The following is a 22874-nucleotide window of genomic DNA, read 5'->3' on the forward strand; positions in this document are numbered from 1 at the left end:
GAGGGTCACCGGGCCCACCCCTTGCCGCGCGGTCGAACTCTCGTTCATGATCTGCCCCATGCCGACCGAGAGCCGCCACGACAGCGGTACGGAGCGGAATCCGGGCAGCCCGGGCCCGCCCCTCCCGCGCCGGGTGCGGATCGGCTACGGCCTCGGCTCGCTCTGCACGGGCACCTTCGCCACCGTGCCCGGCCTGATCCTGCTGTACTACCTGACCAACGTGCTCGCCGTCTCCCCGGGCCTCGCCGGGGCGGCGGTCTTCCTGCCCAAGGCCTGGGACGTCCTGATCAACCCGCTCGTCGGCGCGCTCTCCGACCGCAGCCGGCTGCGCGGCGGCCCACGCCGCCCGTTCCTCCTCATCGGCGCCTGCACCCTGCCACCGCTCTTCGCGCTGATCTTCGCCGCGCCCCCGCTGCGCGGCATGGCCGCCGCCGCGTACGTCGCCGCCCTCTTCCTGCTCGCCGCGACCGCGTACGCGATCTTCCAGGTGCCGTACGTCACGATGCCCGCCGAGATCACCGACGACCCGGCCGAACGCCGCCGGGTGCTGAGCTGGCGGGTCGGCTTCCTCGGCGCCGCGATCCTCCTCTCCGGCGCCCTCGCCCCGGCGATCGCCCACGCGGACGGCGGCACTCCGGCGAGCTACCGGCTGATGGGCATCGCCGTCGCCGTCCTCCTCGCGGCCGGCATGTTCGGCGCCTGGTTCACCACCCGGTGGGCTCCCGCCGTGGCCCGCTCCACCGCCGAACCCTCCCTCCGCGCCCAACTGGCCGTCGCCCGCACGAACCGGCCGTTCCTCTTCCTGGCCGGCATGTGGTTCCTCCAGGCGCTGGCGGTCGGCGTGATGCTGGCGGGGGTCCAGTACTTCGCCACGTACACCCTCGGCTCACCGGGCGCGGTCACCCCGCTCTTCGCCTGCCTGATCGGCCCGCTGGTCCTGGTCATGCCGGTGTGGACGAGGCTCGCCCGGCTGCGCGGCGCGAAGTACGCGCAGGGCTGCGCAACGCTGCTGTACGTCGCCGGGGCCGCCGCCCTCGCCCTCACCGGCCAGGTCGGCAGCGCGCTCGGATACGCGGCCGTCGCGGTCATCGGCATCGGCTACGCGGGCCTCCAACTCCTCCCGCTCACCCTGCTCGCGGACACCCTGGCCGCCGACACCGCTCGTACGGGCAAGCGCCGCGCGGCCACGTTCACCGGTCTGTGGACGGCGGCCGAGACGCTGGCGTTCGCACTGGGCGCGGGCGTCTTCGCGCTGGTGCTGGCGCTGACCGGATTCCGCTCCTCGGACGCCGACCACGAGGTCGCCCAGCCGGCCGCCGCGCTGACCGGCATCACGGCGGGTATGAGCCTGCTGCCCGCACTCCTCGCCGCCGCGAGCCTGTGGCTGCTCCACCACTACCGCGAGGACCCCGCCGACGCCCCGGAGGAACCCGCCCGTGCCCCATGACCAGGACAACGCCCCCGCCCTCCCCACCGGCCGCCCGGCCGCCGAGATCCTCACCGAACTCAGGGAACTGCGCACCGCCGACGCCCCCACCCGGGGCGGCCGGACCTTCGCCTACGTCTACGACGCCGGGCGCGAGGGCCTGGACGAACTGGCCGCCGAGGCCTACGCCGCGTACGCCACGGTCAACGGCCTCGACCCCACGGTCTTCCCGAGCGTGGCACGCCTGGAGAACGACCTGGTGGGAGCGGCGGCGGCCCTCCTCGGGGCGCCGCCCGGGGCCCAGGGCACCTTCACCAGCGGCGGCACCGAATCGATCCTGCTGGCGGTCAAGACGGCGCGGGACCACGCCCGTTCGACCCGAGGCGTGAGCGACCCGCAACTGGTACTGCCCTCCACCGCGCACGCCGCGTTCCACAAGGCCGCCGCCTACCTGGGCCTGGAACCGGTGGTGGTCCCGGTGGACCCGGTGACGTACAAGGCGAACCCCACCGCCATGGCCGCCGCGATCACGCCCCGTACCGCCCTGGTGGTCGCCTCGGCCCCCTCGTACGCGCACGGAGTCATCGACCCGGTGGCGAGGATCGCGGAGGCGGCGGCCGAGCACGAGGTGCTGTGCCATGTGGACGCGTGCATCGGCGGCTGGCTGCTGCCGTACCTGCGCAAGGCGGGCCGCACGGTGGAACCCTTCGACCTCTCGGTCCCCGGCGTCACCTCGCTCTCGGTGGACCTGCACAAGTACGGCTACGCGGACAAGGGCGCCTCCGTGGTCCTCTACCGGGACGCCGAACTCCGCCGCCACCAGTACTTCGCCCACGCGGGCTGGCCCGGCTACCCGGTGGTCAACCCGACGGTCCAGGGAACCAAGTCGGCGGGCCTGCCGGCCCAGGCGTGGGCGGTGCTCCAGCACATAGGCGAGGACGGCTACACGTCCCTGGCAGCAAGGGTGGCGGAAGCCTCCGACCACCTCATCGAGGCCCTGCGCACCACCCCCGACGTCCATATCCTCGGCGAACCGGAGGCGGGCCTGATCGCGTTCACGGTCCTCACCGCCGCCCCCCCGGACCGTCCCTCCTCCACGCCCGACCTGAGCCTCCTCCTGCACCTGGCCGACGAGATGCGCGTACGCGGCTGGTACCTCCAGCCCCAACCCTCCTTCGACGACCTCCCGCCCAACCTCCACCTCACCCTGACCCCCGCCACGGTGGACCGCGTGGACGCCCTCCTCACCGACCTGCCGGAAGCCCTGGCCTCGGCCCGGGCCCTGCCCCCGATCACCGCCGACCCGGCTCTGACGGACCTGGCGGCGACGCTGGACCCCGACACGCTCACCCCGGAGGACGTGGCGGGCATCCTGGCCTTCGCGGGCCTGGGGGAGGGGTCGGCGGGAGGGCCGGGCGGGCTTCCGGAGCGAATGGCCCCGGTCCTGTTCCTGCTGGACGCGCTGCCGGTCCGGCTGAAGGAACGGCTGCTGACGGAGTTCGTGGGGTCGGTGTTCCAGCGGCGCACGCCGTGATCAGGGCTCGTCGATGCCGTTGGGCGACCCGATCAGGTCCCCGAGGGGGTCGGTCACGAAGAAGGAGTGCGGGCCGGGGTGGTGGTCGAAGTACGCGCACAGGGCGACGGTGCGGGTGGCCAGGTCGCGGAGGCGGGCGGGGCACAGGGGCAGGACGTCGAGTCGGTAGACGCGGTGGGCGCCGATGCCGGTCCAGAGCAGCCACAGGTCCTGGTCCACGCCCGGGGTCCGGGCCGCCCAGAGGTACGCGGCGTGCTCGGTGGACTCGCCGTGCTCGCCCAGCTCGCAGAGCAGGAACTCGTCCGGGGCGAGAACATCGGGTGGGTGCTCGGGCCCGCCCGCCATGGTGGCGAGCGCGAGGAGCGCCTCGGCGTACGGAACGGCTGTCACGGCGGTGCACTGCAACACGGTCTCGGGTTCTCTTCCTTACGGCGCCGGGGCAGCACGAAGCCCCGCCCACGGCATGTGTCGATGGGGCGAGGGCGGGGCTCGCGGTCCTTCAGAGGGTGTGGCCGGAGGTCACACCGGTACCAGGCCCCGTCACGGGTTCACGGTCTTCCTCCGTGCTGGTGGTGGACTGCTTGCTCTGTTGCCGCTCAGCTCTCCCGGCGTCGACCTCAACCGCCTTACCAGCGCGTCCACCTCGGCCGAGCGCCAGTGGCCGCGTTGAGCGATCGCCGCGCTGAGCCCGGGGAAGTGCCGGTCCCGGTACGCGGGGTCGCCCTCGATACGCACCAGCTCGGCGAAGGGCGGGGGAGGGGGAGGTCCGTGCGGCCGGCGGTGGAGCTTCCTCACAGGGGGTGTGCCCCGGTGCACAGTTGAGCCCAGACGGTCTTTCCGGGGTTACGAGGGCGTACGCCCCACCGCTCGGCGAGCGCGTCGACGATGAGCAGGCCCCGGCCGGACGTCTCGTCGTCGGCAGGCTTGATCAGTTCGGGCATCAGCCACTGGTAGGAGTCGGGCGAGATCCTGGGTGACTTTCTCTCGCTGGAGTCCGACGCCACATACATCCGTACCTGGCAGCCGGTTCTCATTCCGGGTCTGCTGCAAACTCCTGGGTACACCCGGGCGCTGACCGACGCCAGTCCGGACGTGATCAGCGAAGAAGTGGCCGACATGGTCGTCAAGGTCAGGCAGGAGAGGCGTCGTGTCTTCGAGGAGACGGGCGCACGGTTCGCTGCCGTGATCTGGGAGCCGGCGATCACCGGCCCGATGCCGTCACCCGCTGTTCACCGGGCTCAGCTCGCCCACCTCAACAAGATGGCCAAGCAGCCCACCATGACGATCCAGGTGCTGCCGCACGCGGAGTGGGCCGCTGCGCGAGTCTCGCCCGCGTTCGTCGGACTCTCATACGCTCGCGAGACGTCGCCGGAGGTGATCGTCCTGGACACGGTTGCGAACTGCGTCATTCTCGAGGACCAGGACGTCATGGCCAGCTACGTCCATGCGTTTGACACACTCAGGTCCGCTTCCCTCACCCCGAGGGAGAGCGAAGCCTTCATTCGCCAGACGATGGACAGCGTCACCGCAGGGAACGAGGAACCGTGAATCGCCAAAGCATCGTGACCGCCTTCCGGAAGTCGTCGTACTCCTCTGGAGGGCAGGGGAGCGAGTGCTTGGAGGTCGCCCACACCGCCAACGGCGGCCGGGCCGTGCGGGACAGTAAGAATCCGGGGGGCGGGCTCCAGTTCTTCGGCCCCGGTCACTGGGCCGCGTTCATCGACGGCGTGAAGGCCGGCACCTTCGGAAGCTGACGGCTCAGCCCGGCCCGTGGGCGAGTTCCTCGGGGGTCTGGACGTTCGGAGCGGAGGCGGCGCGTGCCGCCCCCCGTGCGGCGGAGGCGGATCATCATGCGGTCCGACGTGCCGGGCCGGGCGGTGCGCGAGATTCGGGTCATGACGACGACGGACCCCGCCCCGCCGGAACCCCGCCAGGGATCCCGCCCGGAATCCCGCGTCCCGCCGCCTCCGCGCTGGGCGGTCCGGGCCGCCCATGTCGTCGCCTGGTCGACCCTTCCCTCCGGGGTGTGGCGCGTCGCGCTCGTGCTCGGGGTGCCGGTGGGGGTGATGGAGCGCGAGGAGTTCCTCGCCGCGTTCCCCGACGACTCCCCGCTGATCGCCCTGGCTTACGTGCTGCTGATCGGCGCGGTCGCCGAAGCCGCCTCGTACCTCACGTTCGGCCTCGTGCGGCCCTGGGGAGAGGTGGTGCCGCGCTGGATCCCGCTCGCCGGAGGGCGTCCGGTCAACCACCGGCTCGTGGTCCTCGCCGCCTCGCCGGGGGCCCTCGCGGTCACCGTCCTGTGGTGGGTCCTCTTCTTCGGCGGACTGCTGACCGCCCCCAGCCCGGACCCCGGTGCCTCAGCCGGTGAAGTCGTCTTCCTCGCCGCCTACGCCCCGCTCCTGCTGTGGGGGCCGCTCCTGGCGGCGGTGACCTGGTCGTACCACCGGCGGCACCGGGGGGCCCGCACGAGGTCGTGATCCGACTCCGGCCCTACCGCGCCGCCCCCGGAGCCGCCGCCTCCAGCTCCGCCACCGTGCCCGACATCACCGTACGGATATGGCGCGTCAGGTGCTCCGCCGGCCAGTCCCACCACGCCACTGCCAGCAGGCGCGCGATGTCCGCCTCCTCGTAGCGGGTACGGATCAGCCGGGCCGGGTTGCCGCCGACGATGCCGTAGTCCGGGACGTCCGAGACGACCACGGACCGCGAGCTGATGATCGCGCCGTGCCCGATGCGGACGCCCGGCATGATGACCGCCTCGTAGCCGATCCACACGTCGTTGCCGATCACCGTGTCGCCCCGGTTGGGCAGCCCCGTCAGCAGGTCGAAATGGTCGGCCCAGGAGCCGCCCAGCGTCGGGAAGGGGAAGGTGGACGGGCCGTCCATGCGGTGGTTGGAGCCGTTCATGAGGAACCGTACCCCCGTGCCCAGCGCGCAGAACTTGCCGATGACCAGGCGCTCCGGGCCGTAGTGGTAGAGCACGTTCCGGGTCTCGAACTCCGTGGCGTGCTCGGGGTCGTCGTAGTACGAGTACGTCCCCACCTCGATCAGCTCCGAGGTGACCAGCGGTTTCAACTGCACCACGCGCGGCTGGCCGGGCATCGGGTGCAGGACGGTGGGGTCGGCCGGGACGGGGGCAGAACTCATGGGGTCGCTTCCGGGGAGGGGGCGGCGGGCAGGCGTGCGAAGGTCATCGTGGCAGCCCGGCCCGGGTGAGGCGCGCGGATTTTCTACGCCACCGCCGCCCCGCGCCCCACCTGCAACGGCTCCCCCTGCGACCAGCGGGTAGGCGTCCGTGGACAGTTCGAGGACGTCCAGGTGGGTGCCCTGGGCGTTGGGGGAGAGGCCCCGGTGGCCGGGGCGGAAGAACTCCGACGCCTCCGCCAGGTCCGTGAACGGCCCGCTCCCGTGCAGCTCCCCGGCCGGCTCCACCGTCGCGTCGACCTCCACCTCACCGTCCCGGGTCGCGAAGGCCACCCGTACGGCGTCGGCCTCCTCCCGCACCGTGAAGTCCACCCGGCCGTGCTCACCCGGCCCAGGGCAGGGGAGGGCATGGGAAAGCCCCCGCGAGTCACGTCCTCGCGAGGGCTCTCCGTTCATCCGCCTGCCGAAGTGAAGGTTGAGAAGACGATCACGAGGCAGGACGTCTGTGGGGCGTCGGCGTCACGTCAGGGGGCGAGCAGCAGGACGTCCGCCCGCTCCTTGGCGGCGGCGTAACGCTTCGCCACGTCCTGCCAGTTGACGACCCGCCACATCGCCTCGATGAAGTCCACCTTCTGGTTCTTGTACTGAAGGTAGAAGGCGTGCTCCCAGGCGTCGAAGACCAGGATCGGGACCGAGCCCTGGCCCACGTTGCCCTGGTGGTCGTAGACCTGCTCGACGATGAGCTTGCCGCTGAGGGGCTCGTACGCGAGCACGCCCCAGCCGGAGCCCTGGGTGGTGGCCGAGGCCTTCGTCAGCTGGGACTTGAAGCCCGCGAACGTGCCGAAGGACTCCGTGATCGCGTCGGCGAGGTCGCCCACGCCGTCCGCCGCGAGGGGCTCGCCGCCGCCGTCGCCGGTCATGTTGTGCCAGTAGATCGAGTGCAGGATGTGGCCGGAGAGGTGGAACGCGAGGTTCTTCTGGAGGCCGTTGATCGCGCCCCAGGCCTCCTTGTCGCGGGCCTCTTCGAGCTGCTCCAGGGTGTCGTTCGCACCCTTGACGTAGGCGGCGTGGTGCTTGTCGTGGTGCAGCTCGATGATCTGCGGATTGATGACCGGTTCGAGCGCCGCGTAGTCGTACGGGAGTTCCGGGAGCGTGTACGTGGCCATGATGGGAGCCCTCCGACTGCTGGGAATGCCGTCCAGTTGTTATTGCAACCTATATGCAGGAGCAGGCTAACAGCAGGAAGGGGCCCGAAGTGATCAGCCCTTCGGCCTAGGACCTGCGGCGCAGGGTTGTGGCGAGGGAGCGGGGCAGGCGGCGGGGCGTGCGTGAGCGGGTCCGTCCGGCTCGACCGGACGGACCCGCTCACGCACACCTGACGGCTCAGTGCGTGGGATCGCTGCCCTTCCGCTCCTCCGGGTCGACACCCGTATGGGCGGACGCGTCCTTCTCGCCGCTCGGGCGCCGGGACCTGCCGCGGCGGCCGGTCCCGTGCATGTCGGAGTCCCCGCCGCGGTCCTCCCCGCGGCGCGTCGAGCTCTCCGTCGTGGTGCCTTCCAGGGAGGCGCGCTTCTCCTCCTCGGACGGCTTCTTGCGTGGCCTGTCCGGCTCGGGGGCGTACGTGTCGGGGTTGAAGGAGCGGTGCGCGCTGGGGTTGGACTGCTGCGACGTCTCGTCCACGTCGGGGGCCCAGCCGTGCTGCCCCTCGCCCTTGAACCTGCTCGGCCCCTCGCCGTGCCGGGGCGGTTTCTTCGACATGGTGGGCCTCTCGTTCTCGTCGGGTGTCCTATTATCCTCCCTTTTCTTGTTATAAAGGCGTTCCGTCTTCTTGCCTGCCCTCACCTTTCGCACGCGAGTGCCCATGTTTGGACGCCGCTTCCGGGGGGACCCGGCCAAGCAGTCGGGCGGCTCGGGGCCGGGGACCGCAGGTGCGCCGCTCGCCGCCCGCCCCACCGACCAGGAGGACTTGATGGCACCCCCCAACGCCCCCGAAGCGCCGGAGCGCCCGGACCGCGGCCGCGACCCGAAGCTCGCCCTGCCGGTCGCGGACGCGGCGGGCTGGGGCCCGCTCGACGTCCGTGCCGTCGACACCGTCCGTGCGCTGGCCGCCGACGCCGTGCAGAAGGCGGGCCACGGCCACCCCGGCACCGCGATGAGCCTGGCGCCGCTGGCGTACCTGCTTTTCCAGCAGGTCATGCGCCACGACCCGGCCGACGACCAGTGGCTCGGCCGCGACCGCTTCGTGCTCTCCTGCGGCCACTCCAGCCTCACCCTCTACATCCAGCTGTACCTGAGCGGGTACGGCATGGAGCTGGACGACCTGAAGGCGCTGCGCACCTGGGGCTCCAGCACCCCCGGCCACCCGGAGTACCGCCACACCCGGGGCGTCGAGATCACCACCGGGCCGCTCGGCCAGGGGCTGGCCTCCGCCGTCGGCATGGCCATGGCGGCCCGCCGGGAGCGCGGGCTGCTCGACCCCGACGCGCCGGCCGGCACCAGCCCCTTCGACCACCACGTGTACGTCGTCGCCTCCGACGGCGACCTGATGGAAGGCGTGACGAGCGAGGCCAGTTCGCTGGCCGGGCACCAGGAGCTCGGGAACCTCGTCGTCTTCTACGACTCCAACCACATCTCCATCGAGGACGACACCGACATCGCCTTCAGCGAGGACGCGACCGCCCGCTACGCCGCGTACGGCTGGCACGTCCAGACGGTGGACTTCACCCGCACCGGCGACTACGTGGAGGACGTCGACGCCCTCCTCGCCGCCGTCGAGGCCGCGAAGAACGAGACCGGCCGCCCCTCCCTGATCCTGCTGCGCACGATCATCGGCTGGCCCGCGCCCACCAAGCAGAACACCGGCAAGGCCCACGGCTCCGCCCTCGGCGACGACGAGGTCGCCGCTACCAAGAAGCTGCTCGGCTTCGACCCGGACGCCGACTTCACCGTCGAGGACGATGTCCTGACCCACGCCCGTGCGGTACGGGAACGGGGCGCCGAGGCCCACCGCGCCTGGGAGCCCCGCTACCAGGAGTGGCGCACCGCCCACCCCGAGCGCGCCGCGCTCCTTGACCGGCTGCTGGAGCAGAAGTTCCCCGACGGCTGGACCGACAGCCTCCCCGTCTTCGACGCCGACCCCAAGGGCATCGCCACCCGCAAGGCCTCCGGCGACGTGCTGAGCGCGCTGGCGCCCGTGCTCCCCGAGCTGTGGGGCGGCTCGGCCGACCTCGCGGGCAGCAACAACACCACCATGGACGGCGAGCCGTCCTTCGTACCGGAGGGGAAGCAGACGGGCGAGTTCCCGGGCAACCCCTACGGCCGTACGCTCCACTTCGGCATCCGCGAGCACGCCATGGGCGCCGTCCTCAACGGCATCGCGCTCCAGAGCCTCACCCGCCCCTACGGCGGTACGTTCCTGATCTTCAGCGACTACATGCGCCCGGCCGTCCGCCTCGCCGCCCTGATGAAGCTCCCGGTCACCTACGTCTGGACCCACGACTCCATCGGCCTCGGCGAGGACGGCCCCACCCACCAGCCCGTCGAGCAACTGGCCGCCCTCCGCGCGATCCCCGGCCTCGACGTCGTCCGGCCCGCCGACGCGAACGAGACCTCCGTCTGCTGGCGCACCGTCCTGGAGCACCACGACCGCCCCGCCGGCCTCGCCCTCACCCGGCAGCCGCTGCCCGTCCTGGATCGGGGCGAGGGCGAAGGCGCCTACGCCCCCGCCTCCGGAGCCGCGCGCGGCGGCTACGTCCTCGCCGACAGCCGCAAGGAGACGCCCGACGTCATCCTCATCGGCACCGGCTCCGAGGTCCACATCGCCCTGGAGGCGCGGGAGTTGCTGGCCGCCGAGGGCCACGACGCCCGGGTGGTCTCGCTGCCCTGCCGCGAGTGGTTCGCCGACCAGCCGTACGCGTACCAGGACGAGGTCCTGCCGCCCGCCGTACGGGCCCGGGTCAGCGTCGAGGCGGCCGTCGCCCAGGGCTGGCGGGACATCGTCGGCGACGCGGGCCGCATGGTCAGCCTGGAGCACTTCGGCGCCTCGGCCGCCTACGAGCGCCTGTACGAGGAGTTCGGCATCACCCCGCGCGCCGTGGCCGACGCCGCCCTCGCGAGCATCCGCGCGGCGGCGGGCCCGGTTCGGCCCGGCGGCGAGCGCCCCGGTGCCACCCCGACCGAAGGCGGCAGCGGCGACGCCGGCTAGCCCACGTCAGCCCACCACCCACTCACCCCACTCACCGGCACATCACCAGGAACAGGAGCCCCATGTCCCCCGCACGCACCCCCCGCTACACCGTCCCCGGCCTCGGCGTCGACGAGGGTCGCCAGGTCATCGACCTCCTGACGCTGCGCCTGCACGCCCTCAACGACCTCGCCCTGACCCTCAAGCACATCCACTGGAACGTGGTCGGGCCGCACTTCATCGCCGTCCACGAGATGCTCGACCCGCAGACCGCCGCCGTACGGGACATGGCCGACGCGGCCGCCGAGCGCATCTCCGCCCTCGGCGGCGAGCCGCTGGGCACGCCGGGCGCCCTGGTCAAGGAGCGCACCTGGGACGACTACAGCGTCGGCCGCGCCGACGCCATCGCCCACCTCGGCGCCCTGGACCTGGTCTACACGGGGATCATCGAGGACCACCGCGCGGCGGTCGAGAAGGCCGGCGAGATCGACCCCGTCACCGAGGACCTGCTCATCGAGCACCTGCGCGGCCTGGAGCAGTTCCAGTGGTTCGTCCGGGCCCACCTGGAGAGCAGCACCGGCACGCTGTCGAACGCGGGCGCCGACACCGAGGAGGCGGCGGCCGCGGCCGCGTCACCGAAGCGCACGGCCGCCAAGCGCACCCCGGCGAAGAAGACGGCGCTGCCCGCCCCCGCCAAGACATCGGCGGCGGCCAAGAAGACCGCCAAGAAGACGGCCAACAAGCGCACCACCCGCTGAGAACCTGAAAGCCTGAGAACCTGAGAACCGGCGGCCGCTGACCCGCCGAGAACCGGCGCCTAACCGCGCAGCCCCTCCCGCGCCCGCACCGCGAGGTCCGGGAAGTCCGTCACCACCGCGTCCACGCCCTGCCCGTAGTGGAAGGCGTACTCGGCGAACGCGTCGCCGAAGTCGTTCGGCGCGGTGCCCCGGCGGTGGGCGGCCGGAAGGTACTGGTTCTCGGCGCGGAAGGTGTACGCGCCGACCTTCAGGCCCGCCGCATGCGCGTCCGCGAGAAGCGTGTGCGGCGGGACGAGGGAGGACTTGTCCGGGCCGATCCACTGCGCGTACGAGGCGATCTCGCGCAGCCCGGCCGGGCTCATCATGTCCTTATAGGTCACCGCGTGACCATAAGGGGAGCCGCTCGTCCCCAGCGCCTGCCAGAGGGGGAGGCCGAGACGGGCGGCGGCGATCCGGTGAAGACTCGACGGCTCGAAGGACTGGACGACGCACTCCCGGGCGGTCAGCCGGTTGCGGCGGGCCACCCGGATCAGCTCCTCCTCCAGCGGCAGCCCGACCGAGCGGAAGTACGTCGGGTGCTTGGTCTCCGGGAAGACGACGATCCGCCGGCCGGACTCCCGCGAAAGCTCCCGGGCCAGGTCGATCACCTCCTGGAAGGTCATCACCCGCCCCCGCCCGTCGAAGACCGTGTTCCGGTTGCGGACCAGCGGCAGCCGCTCCACCGTGCGCAGCGTCCTCAGCTCGCGCAGCGTGAAATCCTCGGTGAACCAGCCGGTCACCGCCCTGCCGTCCACCGTCTTCGTGGTCCGGCGGTCCGCGAACTCCGGGCGTCCGGCGACATCCGTGGTCCCGCCGATCTCGTTCTCGTGCCGCACGACCAGGACATGGTCCTTGGTCGGTACGAGATCCGGCTCGATCCAGTCGGCTCCGGCCCGTACGGCGTAGGTGTACGCGTCGGCGGTGTGCTCGGGGCGCCAGCCCGCCGCCCCACGGTGGCCGATCACGAGGGGGCCGGACGGCCGGCGGGGGGCCGACGCGACAGCCGGGACGGTGACGGTGGCCGCTGTGGCCGCGGTGGCCAGGAGGACCGAACGGCGCCTCGGTGCACAGGACATGACAGCTCCTCGGGTGGCGGAGCCACCACGGAAGCGAGGGCGGATGACCTCCCGGCGTACGGCGGTCGACCCTGCCGTGTCCGGTGGCCCACGTGTTTCCCGCAGGAGCGCGTACGTGTCCCGGCACCGCGAACGCCGGGCGTCGGCCCAGCCCCCGGCCCGGGCCCGTACACCACCCCTGGCCATAATTCGCTGGTGAACAGTCCCCCCGTGCCTCTGCCCGCCGAACACATACCCCCCGGCACCGCCGACTGGCGGACCCCCGACGCCGAGCGCTGGCTCGCCGCCGTGCCCGCCCGGTGGGCGCACCCGCTCTGGGCGGTGCCAGCGTTGCTCGCCTCGATGGTCTGGTACATGGCGGCGTCTCCCCTCGCCCCCTGTACGTCCGCCGAGCCGTGCGGCACCGACTGGCCGGGCATCGGGATGATGGTGGTGCTGGTGGTGACCCCGTACTGGGTGTGGCGGCAGCCCCGGCTCGCCTTGGTGGGGCTGGCGGCCGGGCTCGTCGGGTACGCCGGGGACGGCGGCTTCACCGAGTCGTTCGGCGAACCGTACGCGCTGGCCTACCCCCTGGCCGCCGCGTTCACCACCGCCGGGATCGTCCACCGGCTCACCCTCGCCGGGCGGCAGCGGGCGCTGGCCCTGGAGGCGGCCGGGCCGGTCGAACAGCCGCTGCCCGCCGCCGCGCGGACGTTCCGCCGGGGCCGGTTCTCCTTCGGCCTGGCCGCCCTGATGCTGGCCGTCGCCGGGTTCGGCTCCTGGCAGGCCCAGCAGGTCGCCGACGCGTACGAGGAGCGGGCCGCGGGCGCCGCGCACCTGACCGGCCTGGTGGTGGCCCAGGAGCAGGACGACGACGGCATCGACCTCCTGAAGGTGGAGGCCGACGAGCGGACCCATCGCTTCGAGACGGCCTTCCCCGAGGACTTCCCCGTGGGCCGCCAGGTCGACATCGTGGTGGACGGCGACTGGGCGGCGCTGGTCGCGGAACCGTACGACGCCTTCGGCTGGGAGTCGCTGGTGGTGGGCGGCATGGCCGTCGCGCTGGGGTTCTTCGCGAACGGCGTGGACGGGCGGACGCGCATGGCGCGGCTGCGGCGCCGGGCGCTGCCGGTGCTGCGCGTGCTGGTGCGCGAGGGCCACGAGGACGGCCGCACCTGGGTGTTCGCGGCCGACGACCCGGGGGCCCTCCGGCCGATCCTGCACTTCCATTCGCTGCTCGCCACCGACGAGGAGGACGAGAAGGGGAACGAGGGGAACGAGAGCGACGACGGCGAAGCGGACGCCGTCGCCCTCACCAAGATCCGGCAGATCCTCACCGGCGACGACCCGCCCCCGCCGCTGCGGGAGGCCGTCCTGTACGGCGCCCCCTACGCCGGCGCCGAAGTCGCCCTCGCCGCACGCGCCGACGCGGACGAGCCCGAGGTGCTGGTCGAGTGCAGCGTCACCGCCGTGAAGCCGGCCGTCCCGGCGCTGCCGGCGCGCGGACCGAAGAGCGGTCGGCGGAAGAACGAGCGGCGGTCCGTCGAGGAGATCGCCGCCACCATGACGCCCGGCCCGGGCCTGCGGGTGTGGAAGGCGCACGGCCTCTCGCGCGGCGTGGGACTCTCCCTGCTGGCGGTGCAGGGCGGCGGCATCTGGGCCATGCTCGACGACGGGCCGTCGTGGTCCTGGCTGTGGCTGCCCGTGGCCCTGTCGTGGTTGATCTCGACCGTGGCGACGACGCTCACCTGGCGGATCACCGCCGACCGCGACGGGCTGTGGGTGACCGGGGCGTGGCGCGTGCGGCGGGTCGAGTGGGACGCGATCACCTCCGTACGCCACCACGAGGACGGCATCCGCATCGGCACGGGCAAGGGCCACCCCGATGTCGACCTGGCCCCCACCGGCTGGGCGTGGCTGGAGCGCCGCCTGGGCCGCGAGCCGTATGCGGTGCGCGCCGCCGACGAGGTGCGGGCCCTGCACCTCGCCCCGGAGCTGCGGCCGGCCGAGGAGGCGCCGGCGGCACGGCAGGGCATGCCGGCCGGGCCGCCGCTGGTGGCCCTCTCGGTGCTGTGGGGCGCGGCGGTGCTGCTTCTGCTGTGACCGGGGGCGGGGGGTCGGGGCGGCAACACGAGCACCGGCCCCCCGCCCCCGGCCCCGCCCCGGTCACGGCAGCGGGCGGCTACTTCCGCTGTGCCGGGATCTCCGCCGCCGCGCCGTCGCCCCGACGCCGCCGCTGGCGTACGACACCGATACCGATCAGCACCGCCGTCAGCGCCCCCGTGGCCAGCAGTTGGTCGCGGGTGTCCGGCTGGCGCAGCATCAGCAGGAAGATGCCCGCCATGCCCGCGAGCGCCACGATCGTGAGGACCGGGAAGAGCCACATCCGTACGACGAGCTTCTCGGGCGACTCACGCTCGGTGCGGCGGCGCAGGATCAGCTGCGAGACGGCGATGAAGATCCAGACGACCAGGATCACCGCGCCGATCATGTTCAGCAGCCAGGGGAAGACGTCGTCCGGCCGCCAGTAGCTGAGCAGCACGCACAGGAAGCCGAACACCGAGGAGAACAGCACCGCGTTGCGCGGCACCCCGGAGGAGATCCTGCCGAGTACGGCCGGTCCCTGGCCCCGGGCGACCAGGGACCGGGCCATCCGCGAGGCGCCGTAGATGTTGGCGTTCATCGCGGAGAGCAGGGCGATGAGGATGACCACGTTCATGATCTGCGCGGCGCCGCCGATGCCGAGGTGGTCGAGCATCGCGTAGAAGGGGCCGACCTCGGCGACCTTCGGGTTGTCCCAGGGGACCAGGGTGACGATGACGGCCATCGAGCCGATGTAGAAGACCGCGATGCGCCACATCGCCGTACGGACCGCCTTCGCGACGCCCTGCACCGGGTTCTCCGACTCGGCGGCGGCGATGGTGACCGTCTCCAGACCGCCGTACGCGAAGACGGAGGCGAGGAGCCCGATGATGAAGCCGTCCATGCCCTTGGGCAGGAAGCCCCCGTCGCCGGTGAGGTTGGAGAGGCCGGGCGCCTCCGTGTCCGGCAGGACGCCGAAGATCGCCAGTAGGCCGAGCACCAGGAACAGGGTGATCGCGATGACCTTCAGGGCGGCGAACCAGAACTCGAACTCGCCGAAGTTCTTCACGGCCGCCAGGTTCGTCCCCAGGAAGACCACCATGAACAGGGCGACCCAGGCCCACTCGGGCGTCCCGGGCAGCCAGCCGCTGACGATCTGGGCGGCGCCGATGCCCTCCAGGCCGACGGCGACGCAGAGCAGGAACCAGAACGACCAGCCCGCGGTGAACCCGGCCCAGGGGCCGATCGCCCGTTCGGCGTGCACGGAGAAGGAGCCGGAGGCCGGGTTGGCGGCGGACATCTCGCCGAGCATGCGCATCACCATCATGACGAGCAGCCCGGAGAGCGCGTACGCGATGACGATGGACGGTCCGGCGGCGGCGATCCCGGCCCCGGAGCCGACGAAGAGCCCGGCGCCGATGACCCCGCCGAGGGCGATCATCGAGAGGTGGCGCTGCTTGAGACCGTGGGTGAGCGCGGAGTCCGCCGAGGCTCCGGTGGGGGCCGCGGAGTCTGCGGTGGGGGGAGACACGGAGGTCCGAGACATGGACGAGCTCTGTTCGCTAGCTGAGACGGGGGACGAACCCACAGTCTGAGCATCCGCACCGCTCACACGGAACGGGTGTCCGCTATACGGGCACCAGGCTCACACAAGGTGCACACGCGCCTACCGGCCGGTAGGAGCCGACCCCATGCGTTCCGACCCCTTGCGTTCCCGCTGCTCGCGCCACTGACGTCCCACCGCCACCAGCAGCACCAGCGCCGTCGCCCCCGCCGACCACAGCACCTGCGGCCGTGCGTCGGCGTCGGTCAGCATCAGCAGCAGCACCCCCAGCAGCCCGGCCAGCGTCAGCCAGGTCAGATACGGGAAGCACCACATCCGGAGCGTGAGCGCTCCCGGCGCCTCCCGCTCCAGCCGGGCGCGCAGCCGCAGTTGGGAGGCGGCGATCAGCGCCCAGACGAACAGGAGCACCGCGCCGACCGAGTTGAGCATGTAGAGGAACACGGTGTCCGGCCAGAGCAGGTTGAGCAGCACGGAGACGAAACCGAAGGCCACCGAGGCCAGCACCGCCCGCCGGGGCACCCCACCCTCCGCTCCGGGCTTACGGGAAACCTTCAGCAGCCCACGCGGCGCCTCCCCGCGCTCGGCCAGCGAGAACACCATCCGCGAGGACCCGTACAGATTGGCGTTGAGCGCCGAGAGCAGTGCCACGAACACCACGATGTTCATGATCTGTCCGGCCGACGGCACCCCGATCGAGTCGAGCACCTTCACATACGGGCTCAGCCCGGCCTGCTGGGCGGTCCACGGCAGCACGGTCACGATGACCAGCATCGAGCCGACGTAGAAGAAGAGGATGCGCACGACGGCGCTGCGCACTGCCCGGCCCACCGCACGCGCAGGGTCGTCCGTCTCGGCGGCGGCGATGGTGACGACCTCCAGACCGCCGAAGGCGAAGACCACCGTCAGGACGCCGGAGACGACCCCGCTCCAGCCGTTCGGCAGGAAGCCCCCCTGCCCCGTCAGGTTGGTCATCCCGACCGGGTCGGTGTCCGGCAGCCAGCCGAAGACCGCCAGCACCCCGAGCCCCAGGAAGACGACGATCGCGCCGACCTTCAGGGAGGCGAACCAGAACTCGAACTCGCCGAAGTTCTTCACCGCCGTCAGGTTGGCCGCGGTGAACACGACCATGAACAGCAGCACCCACGCCCACGGTTCGACCGCCGGAACCCACCCGTGGGCGATCTGCGCGGCGGCCGTCGCCTCCACGGCGAGGACCACGACCAGCAGAAACCAGTACAGCCAGCCGACGCTGAACCCGGCCCACCGCCCGAGCGCCCGTTCCGCGTGCACGGAGAAGGAGCCGGAGGCGGGCATCGCGGCGGACATCTCGCCGAGCATCCGCATGACCAGCATCGCGAGCGCCCCCGCGATCAGATACGAGACGACGATGGCGGGCCCCGCCACCGCGATCCCGGCTCCCGAGCCGACGAAGAGCCCGGCCCCGATCACCCCGCCGAGCCCGAGCATCGTGAGGTGACGCTGTTTCAGCCCGTGTTCCAGGGGCTCGGCGCGAGTCATGGGGGTCCCGGACGGGGGCGTGGGAGCCCCGGACGGGGTGGGGGGAGCCTCGTGCATGGTGTGCGGGTCACTCTCGGATCATTTATGGGGAACCTACAGTCTGAGCCTCTGAGGCCCCTCCCGGCAAAACGGGTCACCCACAGCCCCACCTCCGTGACGAGCATCACGCCCAGCGGCGATTGCGCAGGGACCTTTGTGCGAATCCCACCAACCCGTCAACCACCGCTTTGTGGGCGGCTGATGGTGATCGGTCGTTCACTGCTGGGCTAACGTCGGCAGCAGCGCCACCGCACCTGCCCCACCGCACCTGCCCCACCCCACCTGCCTGGCGGAGCCGTCCCAGCCTGCCCTGCCTGCCCTCACCCGCGGAGTCCCGATGAGCACTGCTGCCGCCCCCGTCCGTCCCGGAGCGGTCCTCGCCGACCTGCTGCCCGCAGCCCGGCACCGCTACGCCGTCGACGCGGCCCTCGTGCTGGGCGGCGCCGCCCTCACCGGCATCGCGGCGCAGATCTCCGTCCCGGTCCCCGGCTCCCCGGTCCCCGTTACCGGCCAGACCTTCGCCGCGCTCCTCATCGGCACCGCGCTCGGCGCCCGCCGCGGCTTCCTCGCCCTGGCGCTGTACGCGGTCGTCGGCATGGCCGGGATGCCGTGGTTCGCCGAGGGCACCTCGGGCTACGCGATGCCGTCCCTCGGCTACATCCTCGGGATGCTGCTCGCCGCCACCGTCGTCGGCGCCCTCGCCCGTCGCGGCGGCGACCGCTCGGTGCTGCGCACGGCGGGCACGATGGTGATCGGCTCCGCGATCATCTACGCCGTCGGTGTGCCCTACCTGGCGCTCGCCACCGGCATGTCCCTGAGTGCCGCCGTCGCGGCCGGGCTCATCCCGTTCCTGATCGGCGACGCGCTCAAGGCGGCCCTGGCGATGGGCGCCCTGCCCGCCTCCTGGAAGCTGCTCGGCCGCCGAGGCTGATCCCGTCCGCCCGAAGACTCAGGCCCCGTACGGGCCACCGAAGAGGCCCGCCGGATCGTACTGGGAGACCAGCCCGGCGAGCCTCTTCGCCGTTTCCGCCTCATGGAAACCGGCGGTACGGTCCCCGCCGCCGAAGGAGAAGTTCAGCGACCGCCCCAGGACGGCCGGCTCCAGCACCCGCCCCACCTCCCCGTACAGCGCGCGCACCGCGCCCACCTCCGTACCGTCCAACGGCGACAGCAGCCGCAGCAGGAACCGGGCATCGCGGTACGGCACAGCGCTCGGCACCTCCGGCCGCGCGGCCAGCGCCCCGCCCAGGTGGTTGAGCTGCACCACCGTCATCATCGGCGCCCGGGGCCCGGCCATGTCAAACGCCTGTACGGTCCGCTCCGCGTCCAACTCGCCGAGCACCGCACTGTCCCCGTAGTACGCGTGCGGGAACGGCGGGTCGCTGTGGATGGTGTGGCTCTCGGTGTACGGCATCTCCCGCAGCGAGTCCGACAGGACCGGGGAGTCCGCCGCCCTGTCGGGACCGTCCGCCGCGGCCCTCCCGATCGCCCGCAACGGCGCCACCAGCCGCTCGCCCTCCGCCACGCCCCCTGTGAAGGCCACCCGCACGGAGATGACGTACCGGCCCCGCAACTCCTCGGGCAGCCGGGGCAGATCGGGATAGACGAGCGCGGCCAGCGAGGACGTCACCGCGTCCGGCACGGTCCGCGTCCACTCCAGATAGCCGCGCACCACCTCGCCCGCCGCCCGCGCCCCGTCGAAGGCGATCGAGCCGCCGTACAGCCGCTCCACCGCGACCAGAGCGATCTCCAGGCCGGTCACCACCCCCAGCCGGTGCCCGCCCCCGCGCAGCCCCCAGAAGAGCTCCGGCTCGCACTCCGGCGTGACCCGGCGCGCGGTGCCGTCGGCGGTCACCACGTCCAGCGAGCGCACATGGTCGGCCGCGTACCCGAACTCCCGGGCCAGGATCCCGAGCCCGCCGCCCAGCGTGTAGGAGACGGCGCCCACGGAGGGGGAGGAGCCGTTGAGCGGGGCAAGCCCGTGCGGGGCCGCCGCCTCGATCACCTGCCCCCAGTTCGCGCCCGCGCCGATCCGGGCGGTGCGGCGGACCGGGTCGACGGTGACGGAGTCCAGGGCGCGGGTGGCGATGAGGACCCCGCCCTCGACGGGTCCGGGGAGTCCGTGACCGGAGGCGTGCGCGGCGACGTGCAGCCCGCGCCCGCCGGCGTACGCCACGGCCTCCCGTACGTCCTCGGGCGTGGCGGCCTCCACCAGCCGGTCGGGCCGGATCGGGAAGCCGGTCTGGAAGGTGGGAAGGGGCTCTGCGCGCCCTTCGGATGCGGAAACCATGAGGGAGGCTCTCCTTCGCTCGCGCTTTCGGCGGTACGAAGGAAAGCCTCCCTGGGATACCTGACACCTTCCGTCACGTATCACTCACTCACTCACATGGGCTCACATGGGCGCACATGGGTGTCACTCGGCGGGCGTGACCGCCTTACGGCTGCGCGCCTCGCGCACGAGCGAGATGCCCACCACCAGCGCCGCGACCAGCAGCGACAGCACGACCTGCTCGCGGGCGGTGTCGTCGGTCAGCATGTAGACCAGGACGAAGGAGATCGCCGCGATCGTCGCCCAGGTGAGGTACGGGAAGAGCCACATCCGTACGACCAGCTTGTCCGGGTTCTCGCGCAGGATGATCCCGCGCATCCGCAGCTGGGTGAAGCAGATGACCAGCCACACGAAGAGCGCGACCGCGCCGGAGGAGTTCAGCAGGAACGCGAACACCGTGTCGGGCCACTGGTAATTGAAGAACACCGCCACGAAGCCGAAGACGACCGAGGACAGGATCGCCGCCTGCGGCACGCCGCGCTTGTTGACCTTGGCGAAGGACTTCGGCGCGTCGCCCCGCTCGCCGAGCGAGAACGCCATCCGGGAGGCCGTGTACAGGCCGGAGTTGAGACAGGACAGCACGGCCGTCAGCACGATGAAGTCCATGACGTTGCCGGCCTGCGGGATCCCGATCGAGTCGAGGGCGGCGACATAGCTGCCCTTCTCCTGGATCGACGGGTCGTTCCACGGCAGCAGCGTCAGCACGACGAAGATCGAGCCCAGGTAGAAGACGGCGATACGCCAGATCACGCTGTTGGTGGCCTTCGACACGGCCCGCTGCGGGTCCGAGGACTCCCCGGCGGCCAGCGTCACGATCTCACTGCCCATGAACGAGAAGACGACCATCAGCACACCGGTCAGGATGGCTCCCGGCCCTTCGGGGAAGAACCCGCCGGAGTCCGTCAGATGCGCGAGACCCGACCCCGGGTTGTCCGAACCGGGCAGGAACCCGAAGACCGCGAGGAAGCCGACGACCACGAACGCGGCGATCGCCACGACCTTGATCCCGGCGAACCAGAACTCGAACTCGCCGTAACTGCCCACCGAGACCAGGTTGGTGGCGGTCAGCACGACCATCACGATCAGCGCCCAGGCCCACTGCGGGACACCCGGGACCCAGCTCTCCAGGATCTTGGCGCCGGCCGTCGCCTCGACGGCGAGCACCACGACCCAGAAGAACCAGTAGAGCCAGCCGATGGAGAAACCGGCCCACCGGCCCAGCGCCTGGTCGGCGTAGGCGGAGAAGGAGCCGGAGCTCGGGCGGGCGGCGGCCATCTCGCCGAGCATCCGCATCACGAGGACGACCATCAGGCCGACCATCGCGTACGAGACCAGGATCGCCGGACCGGCGGCCGCGATGCCCGCGCTCGATCCCACGAAGAGCCCGGCGCCGATCACGCCGCCGATCGCGATCATCGAGAGGTGGCGGTTCTTCAGGCCTGCCTGAAGCCCGCCCGACGAGTCCGGCCGGTCCGGCTCGCCGGGCTCCTGGCCCGGCTTCGCCAGCGTCGTCTGCGACGTCATGGGGGGATTCCTTACCTTTTCGAGCATGAGGGTGTGCCCTGCTCCGCCGTCGGATCGTGCCCGTGGGGTGTGCGAAGACAAGGCCACGCATTCAAGCCCGATACAAGGCGAAAGGGGAACCCCTTCTTTCGGATCGTTTGCCGGATCGTTGCCCGAGTGGTGTTCGCCACACAAAACCAGCGCCGAACCTGCGAAACATCGAATGAGGGTGGTGACCCCGCTGACGGCTACCCCGCCACGTTCGTGCCACACTTCGCACCATGCGCGTGTACCTCGGATCCGACCATGCCGGTTACGAACTCAAGAACCACCTCGTCGAGTGGCTCGGTGCCCACGGGCACGAGGCCGTCGACTGCGGCCCCCACATCTACGACGCCCAGGACGACTACCCGCCGTTCTGCCTGCGTGCCGCCGAGAAGACGGCCGCGGACCCGGACAGCCTCGGCATCGTGATCGGCGGCTCGGGCAACGGCGAGCAGATCGCCGCCAACAAGGTCAAGGGCGTCCGCGCCGCACTGGCCTGGAGCGAGCAGACCGCCGCCCTCGGCCGCGAGCACAACAACGCCAACGTCGTCGCGATCGGCGGCCGGATGCACACGGTGGAGGAGTCGACGAAGTTCGTCGAGATCTTCCTCTCCACGCCGTACTCGAACGAGGAGCGCCACACGCGCCGCATCGAGATGCTCTCGGCGTACGAGGCCACCGGCGAGCTCCCCCCGATCCCGGCCCACCACCCCCAGCAGGGCTGACCCGCCCGCCCCACACCACCTGTGCCGCCGGGTCCCGCACCCGGCGGCACGGCCATGCCACCCGCCCGCCCTTGCACAGGAACCAGGGAGCAGCCCGCCGTGCCCGAGGGACACACGATCCACCGCCTCGCCCAGGACCACGCCGAGCGGTTCGTGGGCGGACCGGTCCGGGTGAGCAGCCCCCAGGGCAAGTTCTCCGACAGCGCGGCCCTCCTCGACGGGCACACCCTCACCACCACCGACGCCCACGGCAAGCACCTCTTCCTGGGCTTCGGCGAGACCGGCTGGGTCCACATCCACCTCGGCCTCTTCGGCAAGCTCGGCTTCGGCACGGCCCCGCCCCCGCCGCCCACCGACACCGTCCGCCTCCGCCTGGTCAACGCGGCCCACCACGCCGACCTGCGCGGCCCCACCACCTGCGCCCTGATCACCGAACCCGAGAAGCGCGCGATACACGAGCGCCTGGGCCCGGACCCGCTCCGGGGCGACGAGGACGGGGAGCGCGCCTGGCAGCGGATCACCCGCAGCCGGACCACGGTCGCCGCCCTCCTGATGGACCAGAAGGTCATCGCGGGCGTCGGCAACGTCTACCGGGCCGAGGTCCTCTTCCGCCACGGCATCGACCCGTACCGCACGGGCAAGGACCTCACCCGCGCCGAGTGGGACGCGATCTGGGCGGACCTGGTGGAGCTGATGCACGAGGGCGTACGGAACAACCGGATCGACACCGTCCGCCCCGAGCACCTCCCGGAGGCGATGGGCCGCCCGCCCCGCAAGGACGACCACGGCGGCGAGGTCTACGTCTACCGCCGGGCCAACCTGCCCTGCCACATCTGCGCGAGCGAGATCCGGACGGCGGACCTCGCCGCCCGCAACCTCTTCTGGTGCCCGCGCTGCCAGGACCCGGGCGCGTCGTCCGAAGCCTGACCC

21 protein-coding genes are annotated in these 22874 nt (G+C 72.0%); 11 read left to right on the forward strand and 10 right to left on the reverse strand.

All coding sequences use genetic code 11. The features are described 5' to 3' along the window. Positions 1 to 58: 58 nt before the first annotated feature. Positions 59 to 1447 (forward strand): MFS transporter, encoded by a 1389-nt coding sequence (locus tag ACFWRT_RS18930; RefSeq protein ID WP_380955931.1) that lies wholly within the window; start codon positions 59 to 61, stop codon positions 1445 to 1447. Further along, on the forward strand, positions 1437 to 2960 hold the full coding sequence (locus ACFWRT_RS18935; RefSeq protein ID WP_380955930.1) for a pyridoxal phosphate-dependent decarboxylase family protein: 1524 nt from the start codon (positions 1437 to 1439) through the stop codon (positions 2958 to 2960). The genes ACFWRT_RS18930 and ACFWRT_RS18935 overlap by 11 nt, the downstream gene beginning before the upstream one ends. Here ACFWRT_RS18935 and ACFWRT_RS18940 read toward each other — a convergent pair whose 3' ends face one another. Together ACFWRT_RS18940 and ACFWRT_RS18945 are read right to left on the reverse strand one after the other, a co-directional pair. Next, entirely contained in the window at positions 2961 to 3368 is a 408-nt protein-coding gene (locus ACFWRT_RS18940; protein WP_380955928.1) for a hypothetical protein, read from the reverse strand. 383 nt (positions 3369 to 3751) lie between these two features. Next, positions 3752 to 3901: an ATP-binding protein gene (locus tag ACFWRT_RS18945; protein WP_380955926.1), complete on the reverse strand. Its 150-nt coding sequence runs from the start codon at positions 3899 to 3901 to the stop codon at positions 3752 to 3754. Positions 3902 to 3929: 28 nt separating this feature from the next. Between ACFWRT_RS18945 and ACFWRT_RS18950 the strand changes: the two genes are divergently transcribed. From ACFWRT_RS18950 to ACFWRT_RS18960, 3 genes are all read left to right on the forward strand, one after another. Further along, complete coding sequence (locus ACFWRT_RS18950; RefSeq protein ID WP_381121325.1) at positions 3930 to 4508, forward strand: DUF5753 domain-containing protein; 579 nt, start codon at positions 3930 to 3932, stop codon at positions 4506 to 4508. Between the two features lie 14 nt (positions 4509 to 4522). Further along, the gene (locus ACFWRT_RS18955; RefSeq protein WP_381121326.1) at positions 4523 to 4714 is read left to right on the forward strand and encodes a DUF397 domain-containing protein; all 192 of its coding nucleotides are present in this window, start codon (positions 4523 to 4525) and stop codon (positions 4712 to 4714) included. 141 nt (positions 4715 to 4855) lie between these two features. After that, on the forward strand, positions 4856 to 5437 hold the full coding sequence (locus tag ACFWRT_RS18960; RefSeq protein WP_380955923.1) for a hypothetical protein: 582 nt from the start codon (positions 4856 to 4858) through the stop codon (positions 5435 to 5437). Positions 5438 to 5450: 13 nt separating this feature from the next. Here ACFWRT_RS18960 and ACFWRT_RS18965 read toward each other — a convergent pair whose 3' ends face one another. The 3 genes from ACFWRT_RS18965 to ACFWRT_RS18975 all read right to left on the reverse strand — a co-directional run bounded on the left by ACFWRT_RS18965 (position 5451) and on the right by ACFWRT_RS18975 (position 7862). Then, complete coding sequence (locus tag ACFWRT_RS18965; RefSeq protein WP_380955942.1) at positions 5451 to 6107, reverse strand: CatB-related O-acetyltransferase; 657 nt, start codon at positions 6105 to 6107, stop codon at positions 5451 to 5453. 521 nt (positions 6108 to 6628) lie between these two features. Beyond that, positions 6629 to 7270 (reverse strand): superoxide dismutase, encoded by a 642-nt coding sequence (locus ACFWRT_RS18970; protein ID WP_128848451.1) that lies wholly within the window; start codon positions 7268 to 7270, stop codon positions 6629 to 6631. 217 nt (positions 7271 to 7487) lie between these two features. Then, positions 7488 to 7862 carry a hypothetical protein gene (locus ACFWRT_RS18975; RefSeq protein ID WP_380955116.1) on the reverse strand — a complete coding sequence of 125 codons (375 nt, stop codon included), beginning with the start codon at positions 7860 to 7862 and terminating at the stop codon, positions 7488 to 7490. Positions 7863 to 8073: 211 nt separating this feature from the next. Between ACFWRT_RS18975 and tkt the strand changes: the two genes are divergently transcribed. Both tkt and ACFWRT_RS18985 read left to right on the forward strand, forming a co-directional pair. Next, positions 8074 to 10308, forward strand: coding sequence for a transketolase (gene tkt / locus ACFWRT_RS18980; RefSeq protein WP_380955114.1), 2235 nt, complete (start codon positions 8074 to 8076; stop codon positions 10306 to 10308). Between the two features lie 62 nt (positions 10309 to 10370). Then, on the forward strand, positions 10371 to 11045 hold the full coding sequence (locus ACFWRT_RS18985) for a Dps family protein (protein WP_380955112.1): 675 nt from the start codon (positions 10371 to 10373) through the stop codon (positions 11043 to 11045). Positions 11046 to 11104: 59 nt separating this feature from the next. Here ACFWRT_RS18985 and ACFWRT_RS18990 read toward each other — a convergent pair whose 3' ends face one another. After that, positions 11105 to 12160 carry a glycerophosphodiester phosphodiesterase family protein gene (locus ACFWRT_RS18990; protein ID WP_380955110.1) on the reverse strand — a complete coding sequence of 352 codons (1056 nt, stop codon included), beginning with the start codon at positions 12158 to 12160 and terminating at the stop codon, positions 11105 to 11107. Between the two features lie 195 nt (positions 12161 to 12355). Here ACFWRT_RS18990 and ACFWRT_RS18995 point away from each other — a divergent pair, with 195 nt between their 5' ends. Further along, a complete protein-coding gene (locus ACFWRT_RS18995) occupies positions 12356 to 14242 on the forward strand; it encodes a hypothetical protein (RefSeq protein WP_380955109.1) in 1887 nt (628 codons plus the stop codon). Between the two features lie 79 nt (positions 14243 to 14321). Here the strand turns inward: ACFWRT_RS18995 and ACFWRT_RS19000 are convergent, their stop codons facing one another. Both ACFWRT_RS19000 and ACFWRT_RS19005 read right to left on the reverse strand, forming a co-directional pair. Then, entirely contained in the window at positions 14322 to 15767 is a 1446-nt protein-coding gene (locus ACFWRT_RS19000) for an amino acid permease (protein WP_380955108.1), read from the reverse strand. A 120-nt stretch (positions 15768 to 15887) separates the two neighbouring features. Beyond that, positions 15888 to 17360: an amino acid permease gene (locus ACFWRT_RS19005; RefSeq protein ID WP_380955106.1), complete on the reverse strand. Its 1473-nt coding sequence runs from the start codon at positions 17358 to 17360 to the stop codon at positions 15888 to 15890. A 319-nt stretch (positions 17361 to 17679) separates the two neighbouring features. Here ACFWRT_RS19005 and ACFWRT_RS19010 point away from each other — a divergent pair, with 319 nt between their 5' ends. Next, on the forward strand, positions 17680 to 18273 hold the full coding sequence (locus ACFWRT_RS19010; protein ID WP_380955105.1) for a biotin transporter BioY: 594 nt from the start codon (positions 17680 to 17682) through the stop codon (positions 18271 to 18273). A gap of 18 nt (positions 18274 to 18291) precedes the next feature. On the opposite strand, the gene ACFWRT_RS19015 is transcribed toward ACFWRT_RS19010, so the two are convergent. After that, positions 18292 to 19632: an FAD-binding oxidoreductase gene (locus ACFWRT_RS19015; protein ID WP_380955104.1), complete on the reverse strand. Its 1341-nt coding sequence runs from the start codon at positions 19630 to 19632 to the stop codon at positions 18292 to 18294. A gap of 123 nt (positions 19633 to 19755) precedes the next feature. Next, complete coding sequence (locus tag ACFWRT_RS19020; protein ID WP_380955102.1) at positions 19756 to 21195, reverse strand: amino acid permease; 1440 nt, start codon at positions 21193 to 21195, stop codon at positions 19756 to 19758. 260 nt (positions 21196 to 21455) lie between these two features. On the opposite strand from ACFWRT_RS19020, the gene ACFWRT_RS19025 reads away from it, so the two are divergent. Beyond that, complete coding sequence (locus ACFWRT_RS19025; protein ID WP_093687230.1) at positions 21456 to 21944, forward strand: ribose-5-phosphate isomerase; 489 nt, start codon at positions 21456 to 21458, stop codon at positions 21942 to 21944. 99 nt (positions 21945 to 22043) lie between these two features. Next, positions 22044 to 22871, forward strand: a complete 828-nt coding sequence (locus ACFWRT_RS19030) for an Fpg/Nei family DNA glycosylase (protein WP_380955100.1) — start codon at positions 22044 to 22046, stop codon at positions 22869 to 22871. The last annotated feature ends 3 nt before the right edge of the window (positions 22872 to 22874 follow it).

Source organism: Streptomyces cyaneofuscatus, from assembly GCF_042718795.1.
Lineage (GTDB): Bacteria > Actinomycetota > Actinomycetes > Streptomycetales > Streptomycetaceae > Streptomyces > Streptomyces cyaneofuscatus_A.